Source organism: Alcaligenes sp. MMA (genome assembly GCF_020907215.1).
Taxonomy (GTDB): domain Bacteria; phylum Pseudomonadota; class Gammaproteobacteria; order Burkholderiales; family Burkholderiaceae_B; genus Alcaligenes; species Alcaligenes aquatilis.
This window is the reverse complement of the sequence record NZ_JAJJPP010000003.1, coordinates 104,753-118,154: the sequence shown is the minus strand read 5'-3', so window position 1 is coordinate 118,154 and position 13,402 is coordinate 104,753. Positions and strand designations below refer to the sequence as shown.

General features: G+C 56.8%; 9 protein-coding genes. 6 read left to right on the top strand and 3 right to left on the bottom strand.

Going from position 1 to position 13,402, the window contains the following annotated elements; genetic code table 11:
* Positions 1–30 precede the first annotated feature (30 nt).
* Entirely contained in the window at positions 31–1,143 is a 1,113-nt protein-coding gene (locus tag LNA76_RS13130) for a GGDEF domain-containing protein (RefSeq protein WP_230019459.1), read from the top strand.
* A gap of 73 nt (positions 1,144–1,216) precedes the next feature.
* Here the strand turns inward: LNA76_RS13130 and LNA76_RS13125 are convergent, their stop codons facing one another.
* Positions 1,217–3,652, bottom strand: coding sequence for a penicillin acylase family protein (locus tag LNA76_RS13125; RefSeq protein WP_230019232.1), 2,436 nt, complete (start codon positions 3,650–3,652; stop codon positions 1,217–1,219).
* Between the two features lie 471 nt (positions 3,653–4,123).
* Between LNA76_RS13125 and LNA76_RS13120 the strand changes: the two genes are divergently transcribed.
* From LNA76_RS13120 to LNA76_RS13100, 5 genes are all read left to right on the top strand, one after another.
* On the top strand, positions 4,124–5,341 hold the full coding sequence (locus tag LNA76_RS13120) for an ABC transporter substrate-binding protein (protein WP_230019231.1): 1,218 nt from the start codon (positions 4,124–4,126) through the stop codon (positions 5,339–5,341).
* A gap of 67 nt (positions 5,342–5,408) precedes the next feature.
* Positions 5,409–7,304 carry an ABC transporter permease gene (locus LNA76_RS13115; RefSeq protein WP_094197618.1) on the top strand — a complete coding sequence of 632 codons (1,896 nt, stop codon included), beginning with the start codon at positions 5,409–5,411 and terminating at the stop codon, positions 7,302–7,304.
* Entirely contained in the window at positions 7,301–8,068 is a 768-nt protein-coding gene (locus LNA76_RS13110; protein WP_108728617.1) for an ABC transporter ATP-binding protein, read from the top strand. Before LNA76_RS13115 ends, LNA76_RS13110 begins: the two co-directional genes overlap by 4 nt.
* Entirely contained in the window at positions 8,065–8,835 is a 771-nt protein-coding gene (locus LNA76_RS13105; protein ID WP_094197616.1) for an ABC transporter ATP-binding protein, read from the top strand. Before LNA76_RS13110 ends, LNA76_RS13105 begins: the two co-directional genes overlap by 4 nt.
* A gap of 47 nt (positions 8,836–8,882) precedes the next feature.
* A complete protein-coding gene (locus LNA76_RS13100; RefSeq protein ID WP_108728619.1) occupies positions 8,883–9,431 on the top strand; it encodes a DUF924 family protein in 549 nt (182 codons plus the stop codon).
* Positions 9,432–9,720: 289 nt separating this feature from the next.
* Here LNA76_RS13100 and LNA76_RS13095 read toward each other — a convergent pair whose 3' ends face one another.
* Together LNA76_RS13095 and LNA76_RS13090 are read right to left on the bottom strand one after the other, a co-directional pair.
* On the bottom strand, positions 9,721–12,561 hold the full coding sequence (locus LNA76_RS13095; protein WP_230019230.1) for a c-type cytochrome: 2,841 nt from the start codon (positions 12,559–12,561) through the stop codon (positions 9,721–9,723).
* Positions 12,558–13,034 (bottom strand): (2Fe-2S)-binding protein, encoded by a 477-nt coding sequence (locus LNA76_RS13090; protein ID WP_094197613.1) that lies wholly within the window; start codon positions 13,032–13,034, stop codon positions 12,558–12,560. The genes LNA76_RS13095 and LNA76_RS13090 overlap by 4 nt, the downstream gene beginning before the upstream one ends.
* Positions 13,035–13,402 lie beyond the last annotated feature (368 nt).

Genomic DNA, 13,402 nt, shown 5'->3' with positions numbered 1-13,402 from the left:
CTATTTTGTTTCTTCTTGGCGAATTGATTGATGGGAACTGTTCTGGAAGGTTGGAAAAACTTGCAAGCGATCAGTATCAGCTCGGTGCGCGACACACTGAGCGGGAAATACCATTCTCGTGACTTCATTCATGCCCGAATGGAATATTTACGCAGCCGTGTCGTATTAGTTGGCTTGCTATTTGCCTTGCTGACTCCCCTTTGGACTTTGATGGATTGGCTGGTTTTGCCCGGCTGGCCTACACATTTAATGGCGGTGCGTGTGTTAAGCCTGGGGGGACTGATCGCGTGTGTATGGCTAGCGTTTAATGGCCATCAGCGCATTACCCGTATTTATGTGTTGAGTGGCCTAGTCTTTATTTTGCCAGCCTCTTTTTACGCGTATATGCTGCTGACGCTCTCGGGGGCTGGGCATTACGTGGTTCTGGGTTACGGTTTTATCCCTTTCCTGTTGGTCGCGACCTTAAGTATTTTTCCCTTTACCTTGCTGGAATCTGCGTTGGTAGGGGGCGCGTTGATTGCCTTGCAAATTTTGGCCAGCGTCAGCTCGGGAACCTGGATGACCGCGAAAGGTTTGCAGGATCTTTGGCTGTTGAGTGCCTTGCTGGTTGTTGCCCTGACCGCCAATTATTTTCATCTGGGGCTTTTGTTGCGTTTATATCGACAAGCTACCCACGATACCTTGACCGGCTTGCTGAACCGGGGCGCGGTCAGTCGTCAGTTGGGGCAGGGGCCAGTCCAGGAAAAACTGCATGTGTTGATGGTGGATCTGGATCATTTCAAGCAGATCAACGATACCCACGGCCATTCGGTAGGGGATGATGTCTTGACGCGTACCGCGTCTTTATTCAAGGCGCATCTGGGACCCCATGACTTGGCTGCCCGTTATGGTGGCGAGGAGTTCGTGTTGATTCTGGCCGGGCGTAGTGATGAGCAGGCGTTGCGCTTTGCGGATTTGCTCTTGCGCCAGGTGCAGGAACAAACCTTTTACAACCATGACCGCGAGTCTTTCCAGATTACGGCCAGTATGGGCTTGGCGGTGTGCCAACCCGGTCAGGTCATTGAAGAGGCGCTGGTGCAGGCTGACCAGCGCTTGTATGACGCCAAGCGCGCTGGTCGCAATCAGGTGGTGACGAAGGATTAGGCGTGCTGGACTGCGTAAAAAGAGACGGGGCCTGGAGCGGCAAATGCTCCAGGCCCCGTTTGTGATGGACTACTTAGTAGCGCAGGGTTTGGCTGCCCTGACTGGCCTGGTCGATGTCCTGAGCGCTGATGGCATCACTCTTGCACTTGAAAGCCGCAAACATCTCAAGCTGATCCGAATGATGGACGTCGGCTTGGCCTTTGGGATTGATGAAACCGCTTTGTCCCGGCGCCATCACCGAGCACATACGCACGCCAGCAGGGTCAAGCACGTACTGGAAGCGGGCGCTGCCGGTGTTCAGATAAGGCATGATGCGGCGCTCGTACGCAGGGTCGGACCAGGGCACCCCAATCGCATTGCGTGCCGCGAACAGCATGGAAACAGAGGGGGCACGCCATTGCTGGGCTTGCGCGCCTTGTGATTTCTGCAAGGAGGCGGCTGCTTGTTCCAGTGCGTCCAGCACCAGCTCCTGGGCGGGACGACCTTGCAGGAAATCAATCGTTTGTGGCACCCCGGCCGCCGGGCCCTGGATAGCGTTCCAGATCAGCTTGGCCGCAGCGGCTGGCTGGGCGCTACGCGGGTCATTCATGGCCGGGTACAGGCCTTGCGTGTAGGTCTGGTAGACGCTGTCAGGCAAACGACCTTTCAGGAATACAGGGACTGCGGCTTGCATCCAGGCCTGCATCACAGCCGGGGCGCTACCTTCGTAATGCTTGCCGTTGCTGGCGACGTGCAGCTTGTAGTCCCAGCCTTTCAACTGCTCGGCAGCCTGACGGGCCAGGGCACTGGCATGTGGCAGCTTGGCGGCTTGCTGGATGATGGGGGCGAAGTAGCGCGCATTCAGATCCGAGCGCGCACCCAGGGAGTCGATGCCCCAGATTTCCTCATCGCTTAGGCGCTGCTTGGCTTGTAGCGGTGCCAGCAGTTCCTGCACTCGATCCACGTAAGAGAAGTTGGCATTGTCAGCCAGCAGGGCGCTGTAGGCCTTGTTGTTCCAGCTGGCGATATAGCCTTGCTGTGGGTTCAGCACTTTGGGGTTGTGCTCAAAGCTCAGAAAGCCTTGCCATTCCATGCTGCCGTCGCCTGCGGCCGGGAACTGGATGGCCTGATTGGTCGGGCGCTGGGGCAACCGTCCCAAGGCAGCAGCACCGATATTGTTTTGGGTGTCGGCATAGAACCAGGTAATGGAGGCGCTGACGTGGGCTGCCTGGGCCATGAATTGATCCCAGTTCTTGGCCTTGGCCGCATGGGCCCAGCCCAGCAGGGTTTCAATTTCCCGGCCCTGCCAGCTACGGCGGTTGGCGTAGGCCGTGTTGTTTTTCGTATCCCAACTGCTGACATAACCTTGAGCCGCACGGTAGACGTCCAGCGTCACATCGTCCTGATCACGCACTTTGATGCGCACCTGCTTGTGCTCCATGGGGCGCCAGGCATTGTTGTACCAGTAGCTATGCGGATCACCGTCTTTCAAACGCAGTTGGTAAACGTCGTTGGTGTCCAGTGAACCCACTGTGGAACCCCAGGCAATCTGGCCATTGGTGCCGAACAGAATGGCGGGCAGGGCAACGGCGGTGCTGCCGGTCAGGTCGTAGCCGGCACCGTGCAAGCCGACGCTATAGGTAATGGATGGGGTGTACCAGCCTTGTTGCGGGCCGTTGTACAGCACGGCATGGCCGTGAGTCGTCTTTTCGGGGCCCAGCAGCCAGGCATTGCTGGCCGTCGGTGTGCCGGCGGCCACAGTGGGGCCAAGCGCCACGGCTTGTTTGTGCAGATAGTCCTGTGCGGCTTGTGTGGATAGGGCCTGCAAATGCGTAGGCAAATCAGCCAGGGCGGTCCGGGCTTCAGGCTGAGCAATGATAGTGGGCGCGGTCGGGTCGTTGAGCCAGCGCAGTTGTTTGTAGAGCTGTTCGCCTCGTTCCGCGCCCTGGTCTGCCTTTAAGGTTTCCAGCAGATTCAGGTTGGCCACTTCCGCCGTACCGGCAAAAAAGCGGTTCAGAATCAAGCCAACCCAGACCATGGCAATGTCTTCGGGCTGCCATTCAGAAGGCTCAAAGCCTTGGTCCAGAAACTCCTTGGGCATCAAGGTATCGCGCTGGGCTTTCACCTCGCGCACACGCTGGGTAAAACCAGCGGCATAGCCCTCAAACATGGCGCGGTCTTCTTTGGACAGGGCGGCCAATTGTTTGCGGATGGCGTCCGGGTCGATATTGCTGTGGGTGACTTTATCCAGCTCCAGGAAATCCGCCCCCAGAACCTCTGCTACCGTTCCCCAGCCTGAACGTTTGGCAATTTCCATCTGGTAGAGACGGTCTGTGGCCACGGCATAGGCATAGCCATAGAACAAGCCATAGGTGCTGTCAGCATAGATGTGCGGCGTGCCATAGCTGTCGCGTTTGATGGTGACGCTGCGATCATTGACAGAAGTGCTGGCACAGGCGGCCAGCAAGACGCTGGTGGTCAGTACACCAAGGGTCAGTCGGGATGGGAAGCGACGGGGGAAGTTCAACATCTTGTCTCCTCAAGCGTAGCCCTGGGGGCTACCGTTTTTTTATCTCTTGAGAATATAACGTCAAAGTTCTTTAGGTATTGATATTTCCAGATGAAAGCTTCTAGAGGATTTCCCCAGTACAAAAGCGGCTTGCCGGATATGATGGAGCAGTTTATGAAATCCATGATTCGGCGCGCGCAGGAACCAGGCGGGGTGGTTGCGTTTTAATCTTTGGGCTTATTAAGTGTAGTCACTGTATATCGGCGGTTCCCTTCTTCTCAGGCTATCTACTTTTTCTGCTCATTTCTTCTTGGCCTCCTTGCTTTAACGGCCTTCTGCGTGGCTTGCTGTGTTTTATGTTTAAAGTGTTCAAGGGTATATCCCTAGGTCTTGGCCGATTTACTCGCAAAAATACCATGTGTACACTTTAAATCACTAAAACAAGACAAGTTGCTGAGTCGTGTTTCGCCTCACAAGCCCACGGAGAAGACAATGAACAAGACATTTGCAGGGGTAGCACTGGCAGGAGCGATGATGTTGCAAACCTTGGGGGCCACCGCCGCCGCCGAGGGGGTTATCAAGATTGGGGAGCTGAACAGCTATAAATCCCAGCCCGCTTTTTTAGGGCCTTATCGAAACGGGATGGAGCTGGCGGTTGAGCAGATCAATCAGGCCGGGGGGATTCACGGCAAGCAGTTGGAGTTGATCATCAAGGATGACAACTCCAACCCTGGCGATGCCGTACGCGCTGCCGAGGAATTGATCTCGCGGGAAAAGGTGGATGTGCTGACCGGGACTTTCCTGTCCAATATCGGTCTGGCCATTACCGACTTCGCCAAGCATAAAAAAGTTTTCTTTCTGGCCAGCGAGCCGTTGACCGACAAGATCGTCTGGGCCGATGGCAACCGCTATACATTCCGTCTGCGCAACTCCACCTATATGCAGGTCGCCATGCTGGTGCCTGACGCCGTCAAGCTGAATAAGAAGCGTTGGGCGATTGTGTACCCCAACTACGAGTACGGTCAGTCCGCCGTTGCCACCTTCAAGACCTTGATGAAACAAGCCCAGCCCGATATCGAATTCGTGGCTGAACAGGCCACGCCACTGGGCAAGGTCGATGCCGGTGCCGTGGTGCAGGCTTTGTCCGATGCCAAGCCGGATGCGGTCTTTAACGTCTTGTTTGCGTCTGACCTGGCCCGCCTGGTTCGTGCTGGCAATCAGCGTCAGTTCTTCAGTCCTGCCTTGCCGGTGGTCAGCATGTTGACCGGCGAACCAGAGTACCTGGACCCTTTGGGTGAGGAAACGCCGGAAGGCTGGATTGTGACGGGCTACCCCTGGTATGCCATCGACACGCCCGAGCACAATGCCTTTTTGAAAGCCTATCAGGACAAGTACAACGAGCACCCTCGCCTGGGCACGATTATTGGCTATAGCACCATTGTGTCGATTGCCGCTGGCATTGAAAAAGCCGGCTCTACCGACACGGAAGCCATGATCAAAGCTTTCCGTGGTCTGGACGTGGTCACGCCTTTTGGCCCCATCACGTACCGCACGCAAGATCAGCAATCCACGCAGGGGGCTTATGTGGGTGTGCTGGCCAAGCAGGACGGCAAGGGCATCATGACCCATATCCGTTATGTGGATGGCAAAGAGGTACAGCCTACGGATGAGCAAGTCAGCCAGTGGCGCCCTGCCGCGGCCAATCAATAATTCCAAGAACGCAGTATTTTGTAGATCGGCGCGCCGTCTGGCGCGCCACTTCTGACGCGAGGCAGTAATGGCCTTATCGGGTTTATGGGTACAGTTCCTTAACGGACTGGCCGAGGCATCGTCTTTGTTCCTGGTGGCGGCGGGTTTGTCCCTGATCTTTGGGGTGACACGCATCGTCAACTTTGCACACGGCTCCCTGTATATGCTGGGCATCTACATGGCGTATTCCACCGTGCAATTCATGGGTGGGTCGGCACTGGGATTTTGGGCAGGCTTGATTGTGGCGGCCTTGTTGGTTGGCGCCTTGGGCGCCTTGCTGGAAATCGTGCTGTTGCGGCGCATCTACAAAGCGCCCGAGTTGTTCCAGCTATTGGCTACCTTTGCCTTGGTGCTGGTGATCAATGACGGGGCCTTGGCCGTGTGGGGGCCGGAAGATCTGCTGGGGCCGCTGGCTCCAGGCTTGAGCGGTTCTATTTCCATTGCAGGGCGCTTTTTTCCGGTTTATGACCTGGTGCTGATCGTGATCGGCCCGGTGGTGCTGGGTTTGCTGTGGCTCTTGCTGACCCGTACCCGTTGGGGAGTGCTGGTGCGCGCCGCGACCCACGACCGACAGATGCTGGGTGCGCTGGGTGTGAATCAGGCCTGGCTCTTTACGGGTGTCTTTGCTTTGGGGGCGTTCCTGGCTGGTTTGGGGGGAGCCGTGCAATTGCCGCGTCAGCCCGCCAATCTGCTGTTGGACTTGAGCGTGATTGGGGATGCCTTTGTGATTGTGGTGGTCGGTGGCATGGGTTCTATCCCCGGTGCTTATGTGGCTGCCCTGATTGTCGCGGAATTGAAAGCATTGTGTATTGCTCTGGGTACGGTCACTTTCTTTGGCGTGGACTTTGCCTTTCCCAAATTGACGCTGGTCGTGGAGTTCATCTTCATGGCTGTGGTGCTGGTATTTCGGCCCTGGGGCTTGTTTGGGCGAGCACAAGCCGTCAGCCGTAACTCGGCGCCGATTGAAGCGCCCCTGCGTGCCGGTAGCGGAGCGTTCCAGATCATGGTGCTGGTGGTTCTGGGGGTGATGGCGGCCTTGCCTTTGATGAGCGATTGGTTCCCGTACGCGCCTGTGCTGGCTTTGGATATTCTGGTGTTGTCCTTATTCGCGTTGAGCCTGCATTTCATGATGGGACCAGGAGGGATGAACTCTTTTGGTCATGCCGCTTACTTCGGTTTGGGCGCTTATGCGGCGGCTTTGCTGTTCAAAACGGCGGCCTTGTCCATGGGCTGGTCTTTGGTCTTGGCTCCCGCTGTGGCCGGTTTGGGTGCGCTGATCTTTGGTTGGTTCTGTGTGCGCCTGTCCGGTGTGTATCTGGCCATGCTGACCTTGGCGTTCGCTCAGATTGTTTGGTCAATTGTCTATCAGTGGGACAGTTTTACCGGTGGTTCCAATGGTGTGGTCGGTATCTGGCCTGCCGAGTGGCTGTCGGGAGATCGTTACTATTATTTTGCGTTAAGTGTTGTCGTGGTGGCCGCTTTCTTGTTGCGTCGCATCTTGTTTTCACCCTTTGGCTACGCCATGCGTGCCAGTCGGGATTCGGCCTTGCGGGCTGAGGCAATCGGCATTCCCGTTAAGCGTGTACAGTGGCTGACCTTTATTTTGGCGGGTACATTTGCTGGTTTGTCTGGTGCCTTGTTTGTGTTTTCAAAAGGCAGTGTCTCGCCTGAGGTGATTGCGGTGAACAAGTCCGTGGATGGCTTGGTCATGGTCTTGCTAGGTGGGCTGCAAACCCTGGTCGGTCCAGTGGTGGGCGCAGCCGTATTCACCTTGCTGCAGGACTTTTTCCTGGGTATCACACAGTATTGGCGCGCCTTGTTTGGCGGCGTGATTCTGCTGCTGGTTCTGGCTTTCCCACAGGGTATTGCTGGGTTTTTCAAACGTTGGGCGCATCGTCGTGTCGCACCGGAGGCATCGTCATGAGTTTGCTGCAAGTACGAGGTCTTAAAAAAGCGTTTGGCGGCAATCTGGCCGTAGATGGTATTGAATTTGATGTGCAGGCCGGGGAGTTCCTGGCTTTGATTGGCCCCAATGGAGCAGGCAAGACCACCACCTTCAATATGGTGGGCGGGCAGTTGACGCCAACGGCGGGCTCGGTGCGTTTGGGGGACCAGGAGCTGGTGGGTTTGGCGCCACGCAAAATTGCGGCCATGGGCGTGGGCCGTACCTTCCAGATCGCCGCGACGTTTGCTTCCTTGACGGTAGTGGAAAACGTGCAGATGGCCTTGTTGGCGCATCAGAAAAAACTGTTTTCCTTCTGGCGTCGGGCGGCGCAGTTCGAGCGGGCCCGTGCTTTGGATCTGCTGGATCAAGTGGGCATGTTGGCGCAGGCCGAACGGCCTTGCAGCGAGCTGGCCTACGGTGATGTGAAGCGGGTAGAGCTGGCGATTGCACTGGCCAACGATCCCCGTCTTTTGTTAATGGACGAACCCACAGCAGGTATGGCCCCCAAAGAGCGTAATGAGCTGATGCGCCTGACCAAAAAACTGGTGATCGAACGCAATATGGGTGTGCTGTTTACCGAGCACAGCATGGACGTGGTGTTCGAGCACTCGGACCGCATGCTGGTGCTGGCTCGTGGTCGGCTGGTGGCAGAAGGCGATGCGGACTATATTCGCCAGCATCCCAAGGTGCAGGAGGTCTACTTTGGCACAGGCAAGACATTTGAGAACAAGGAGTCAGCATGACGCAGGATGGAGTAGCCGGTGCCAAGCGGGCCGCAACTGACCAGCAGCTATTGTTGAAGGTGGATGGCTTGAATGCCTGGTACGGTGCCGCGCATATTCTGTTTGATCTGTCCCTGACGGTGCAGCGCGGCGAAGTGGTCGCCTTGATGGGGCGCAACGGTGCCGGCAAGTCCACGACGCTGAAGTCCATTATGGGTTTGATGGAGCGATCCAATGGGCATATCGAGTTCATGGGTCAGGCCATTCACGACAAGCAGCCTTTTGAGATTGCACGTGCCGGTTTGGGCTTCGTGCCCGAAGAGCGGCGCATCTTTAGCGATTTAAGTGTCTCGGAGAATCTGGAAGTAGGCCGTCAACCAGCACGGCGCTGGCCGGATGGCGCAGCAGCCCCGCACTGGCAGCCTGAACGTTTGTACAGCCTGTTTCCCAATCTGGGCCAGATGCAGGACAGACCCGGCGGACAGATGAGCGGGGGCGAGCAGCAAATGCTGACAGTAGCGCGTACCTTGATGGGCAACCCCTATCTGGTCTTGCTCGATGAACCGTCCGAGGGTGTGGCGCCGGTGATTGTGGAGCAGATGGTGCAGATGATTCTGGAGCTCAAGCAAGCCGGTGTCAGTATCTTGCTGTCTGAGCAAAATCTGCATTTTGCCGAACTGGTCTCGGATCGGGTTTATGTGCTTGAAAAAGGGCAAATACGGTACAGTGGCGCCATGCAGGAATTAAGTGCCAACGAGCACGTACGGCGCACTTACCTGTCTGTTTAACTTCGGGCCGGCAGCGAGCCAGGCCGGATCGGTTCCAGGAGAGCACCATGGCAGATGCACGTCCCAATCCCCAGACTGTGATTGATTTCTGGGTTGAGTCAGGGCCAGAGAAATGGTTTCGCAAGTCCGATGACTTCGACCAGGAATTTCGTGAGCGGTTTTTGGACTGGCACGAACGTGCGGCCAGGGGCGAGTTGGATGACTGGGCACAGACTGCAGAAGGGGCCTATGCTTTGCTGATCTTGTTGGACCAGTTCCCGCGCAACTCCTTTCGCAATACCCCGCGCATGTACGCGACCGATGAGAAGGGTTTGAGGATTGCCAAGGAAATGGTGGCCAAGGGGCTGGATAAACAGATTCCGGTGGAACGCCGTGTGTTTTGCTACTTGCCGTATTCCCATGCGGAGAATCTGGCCGATCAGCAAGAGGCCGTGCGCCTGAATCAGGAGATTGGTCGGCCCTGGCTGGATCATGCCCAGGAGCATCTGGATGTGGTGGAACGCTTTGGCCGTTTCCCGCATCGCAACTCGATTCTGGGGCGTACCACCACTGCGGACGAACAGAAATTTCTGGAGGCCGGTGGTTTTTCCGGTTGATGGGTTTTGAGTCTGGATCTGCAGCGGAAGCCGAGTCTTGATCTTGATTTGGACTGTGCCTAGACCTCGGGCTGGATAGTTTTGATTTGGGCCTGCTCTCGGGCTTGGGTAGGAACGCAAGCTTCCGATCAGTCCTTCAGAGTGCTGGCCGAGAGCCTGGTTTGAGAGTTTCTGGTTTAACCAAGTCTGAAAGCGATGCACCATACAACAAAGGCGGCCTAGTGAAAACTTGAAGCCGCCTTTGTTTCGTTTTCCGCGTATCTAAACACTATCGGCGGGCAAGCCCCGTCTACAAGTGCCCCTTTTGCTCCCGTATGGTCGCAATCTTGTCTTTCAGCCCTGTCCAGGCCGGTTTGTCCGGTGCAAAACGTGCACGCATATAGTTCAGCAAATCTTCCATTTGCTCGTCATTCATGCTGTTTTTGAAACCGGGCATCGAACCCAGGGTGGGCTGCGCCGGACGGGTAATGCCGTGCATCAACACCTGAATCGTATTGTCCGGGTGTTCGCTGTGCAGGTTGCTGTTCAAGGCCAAAGAGGGACGTGCGCCAAATAGCACCGGCCCACCACGCGGGTCGTGGCAAACAGCACAAGCGCCGTTGAACAGGTTTTCGCCTGGCATCACCATCACGTCCTTATTGCTGCGGCTGTCTTGCTCCAGACGAGCGGCCTGCGCGGCATGCGTTTGCTCTTGCTTACTTTCGACCGGGTTCAGGCTGCTTAGATAGTGCGCCATGGCACGGACATCGGATTCAGGCAGTTCTGCCAAGCCTGCTACTACCGGCCCCATCGGCCCGGCTGCTACGCCGTGACGGGGCGAGTAGCCGGTACGCAGGTATTGGTACAACTCCTGTTCGGTCCAGGGGATGGGGGCTTTGGACAAGCTATTGAGCGCAGGCGCTTCCCAGTTGTCCGCAAAACCACCCGCCAGGAAATTCGCTTTACCGCCTTTTTCCGCGCCCAGCATATTGCGCGGGCTATGGCAGGCCGCACAGTGGCCGCTGCTATTGACCAGATAGGCACCCCGGTTCCATTGCACGGTTTGCGTCGGGTCCGGCACGTAGGCATTCGGATCACGGTGAAACAGCAGATTCCAGCCTGCCACCAAGGGCCGCATATTCATGGGGAAGGGTAGCTTGGTTTCAGGCACCTCAGACTTCACCGGCTCTTGCGTCATCAGGTAGGCGTATAGGGACTGCATGTCCTCGTCGCTGATCTTGGCAAAGGCCGTGTAAGGGAAGGCCGGGTACAGGTGGCGTCCGTCCTGATGGATGCCTTCGCGCATGGCGCGTTCAAAGGCTTTGTAGCTCCAGCTACCGATGCCAGTTTCTTTGTCTGGCGTGATGTTGGTGGTGTAGATCGTGCCAAATGGCGTATCCAAACCCAGGCCACCTGCATTGGGCGTACCGCCTTCAGCGGTGTGGCAGACCATGCAGTCGCCTGCAATGGCAACCAGGCGGCCACGCTCAATCGCCAGCTCTGAAAAGATGGACGTATCCACTTGGCCGACGGGCGCGATGGCGGGCCGCCAGGGCAGGGCACTCAAGACTGTGCCGGTGGCGACCGCGGCCAAGGCTCCCCACCAGGCTTTGCGTTTTTTGTTGCTGGCCGTTTTATCGGACTGATAGCCCAGTGCCAGAGACTGTTCACTAAAAGGGGCACTGGTCAGGCGGATGCCACTGGCGTTGAAAATCGCATTGGCAATGGCGGCTGCGGCTGGCAGTTCCACGCCTTGGTTCCAGGCCAAAGGCTGGCCGACGGCAGACTCCCGCTTGACCAGTTGGACGGCTGGCTTGTCGCCTGTTTCTTGGACGGGGCTGTCGCTACTACCTTCGCCGCCTTTGCCCACGCCATTGTTCAGCAGTTGCTGGGCCCAACGGCCCAGTCGGTCGGCCAAGGCGGGCGCAGACTCCGGAGCGTGTTCGGAATTGTTCAGTTCTGTGCTGTCGTGGCCAATGGTCAGCTTGTCTATGCTGAGCGTGCCTTGACGGGTATCAACGCTGACATCCACGGCCCAGGCGGACCACTGTTCACGTGCAGCCTGTCCGGGGATGTGTTCCACAATATGGCTGTAGGCCAGCCCGCGACCTTTGCGCAAAGGGCCTTGATGGGCGGGCAAGGGCGCGGACCAGTCTGATTGCTCGGCAACCCGTTGCAGCAGTTCTCGACCTTGGGGGCTGCTGACGTGTTCCAGTCGTGCCTCCAAAGGATCCAGCCCCAAGTTGTGGCAGTCCTGATCGAACTGCGACTCTTGGGCAAAGACTGTGGCCTGGGCCAGACTGTCGGGGTCACTGCTGGCGGCCGCGCCATCATAGTTAGGCGTGGGTGCAGAAAAGTAATCACTCTTTACGGTTGGGCCGCTGCTGGGCAAGTCTTGCTGACCACAAAGAATGGCGGCCAGAGAAGGGCGCGCACCGGACAAGGTGTTCAGTTGCCAGCGGGTTGCTCGCAAATAGGCATTCAGGTCGTTTCGCTCGGTGCTGCCTTTATAGACGCTCAGGCCAATGGTGACTTCGCTGTGGCTGGCACGAACCTGCACAGCCTGGGGGCGGCCAAAGGCCATGACGGCTGCATCCATGGCGCAGTCGTAGGCATCGGCCTGATTGCCAGCAATATCTTGTAGATGGATTTGTTCGCTGGGCAGACCACTCAGGGCTTGCAGCTCAATCAGCAGGGCAGCGGGGCGCTGCGTGTGCGCCCAAACATAAAGCTGCTTGTCGTGATAACAAGCACGGGCCCAAGCGGTTTCCTGATGCTCGGCGGCAGATTGCCACTCATAGCGTTGATCGGGGGCGCTAAGCGTAGTGGCAACAGTCTCATCGGCTGGTAGGGCCGCCTGGTTTGCAGCGACGGGCGTGGCCCAGCGCGCATCCAGCAAGGCGGCGCCTTGTTGAGCCTGCTCGGCTTGTACCGCCAGCACACCCAGAAAATTCCCCATATGCACACAGGCCACGACGCCGGGTACTTGCAGGGCGGCTTGTTGGTCTACTGACTGTAATTCGGCGCCCAGATACTGGCCGTTTTCGTAGAGCCAATAAGGCGGTCGCACAACAGCGCCATGCAGCAAGCGGGTGCCTTCAGGCAGGTCCGGCCACTGTGCTCGGGAACGGTCTTGTACGGAATGACTCATTGCCGGGCCTTTGCGACGCGTACAGCGGCTTGCATGATTTCGACGTGCGTGCCGCAACGGCACAGGTTATAACGCAGCTCGTCCCGAATTTCTTCTTCAGTGGCTTGCGGATGGCGTTCCAGCAGGGCTTGCACGGTCATGACCATGCCATTGAGGCAGTATCCGCATTGCGCGGCCTGACAATCTATAAATGCCTGCTGTACATCATTCGGTTGCCCGTCCTGGGCCAAGCCTTCCAAGGTGGTGATCTGACGGTTTTCCACCAGACTGACAGGCACAACACAGGAGCGAGCGGCCACACCGTCGACCAGCACCGTACAGGCGCCACATTCACCCAGGCCGCAGCCAAACTTGGGGCCATTCAGTTCCAGGTCGTTACGCAATACATAAAGCAGTGGCGTATCGGGTTCCACCTCGATGATGTGGGTCTCTTGATTGACCCGCAAGGTATGCGGGCGAGTACAAGGGTTCATGGGTTTCACCTTTGGGAGATCGCACCTTGTTGTCGGACAGCGTGTGCGGTGCTTTTATCAGCTCGGTATTGATATGCTTAAATTAAGTGTATACACTTTAATTTATAGAGTAAATAGATTCTACTACTCCCTTGAGGTATCAATCAAAGCCTACTTGGGAAGATGCAGAAAATTCGATCTGATCTTATTTAATATAGGGTTTACACTGATTATTAAGCCCTTGATTTTCTCTTTATAGTAGTTGCGATAAATGGGTTTCAGCGCACTGCATTGGATTTTATTAGGGTGTGTACGCTAGTAATCGATGTTTTGCCAGGGCGCATTTAAGGCAGGTTTTCAGGAACGAGTCCCTGAAGCCGGCTTCCCGC

What these genes read in the sequence shown, in the direction of transcription:
- LNA76_RS13125 (WP_230019232.1), bottom strand. Translation starts at nt 3,652, where the DNA reads ATGTTGAACTTCCCCCGTCGCTTCCCATCCCGACTGACCCTTGGTGTA.
- LNA76_RS13130 (WP_230019459.1), top strand. Translation starts at nt 31, where the DNA reads ATGGGAACTGTTCTGGAAGGTTGGAAAAACTTGCAAGCGATCAGTATC.
- LNA76_RS13105 (WP_094197616.1), top strand. Translation starts at nt 8,065, where the DNA reads ATGACGCAGGATGGAGTAGCCGGTGCCAAGCGGGCCGCAACTGACCAG.
- LNA76_RS13095 (WP_230019230.1), bottom strand. Translation starts at nt 12,561, where the DNA reads ATGAGTCATTCCGTACAAGACCGTTCCCGAGCACAGTGGCCGGACCTG.
- LNA76_RS13090 (WP_094197613.1), bottom strand. Translation starts at nt 13,034, where the DNA reads ATGAACCCTTGTACTCGCCCGCATACCTTGCGGGTCAATCAAGAGACC.
- LNA76_RS13100 (WP_108728619.1), top strand. Translation starts at nt 8,883, where the DNA reads ATGGCAGATGCACGTCCCAATCCCCAGACTGTGATTGATTTCTGGGTT.
- LNA76_RS13115 (WP_094197618.1), top strand. Translation starts at nt 5,409, where the DNA reads ATGGCCTTATCGGGTTTATGGGTACAGTTCCTTAACGGACTGGCCGAG.
- LNA76_RS13120 (WP_230019231.1), top strand. Translation starts at nt 4,124, where the DNA reads ATGAACAAGACATTTGCAGGGGTAGCACTGGCAGGAGCGATGATGTTG.
- LNA76_RS13110 (WP_108728617.1), top strand. Translation starts at nt 7,301, where the DNA reads ATGAGTTTGCTGCAAGTACGAGGTCTTAAAAAAGCGTTTGGCGGCAAT.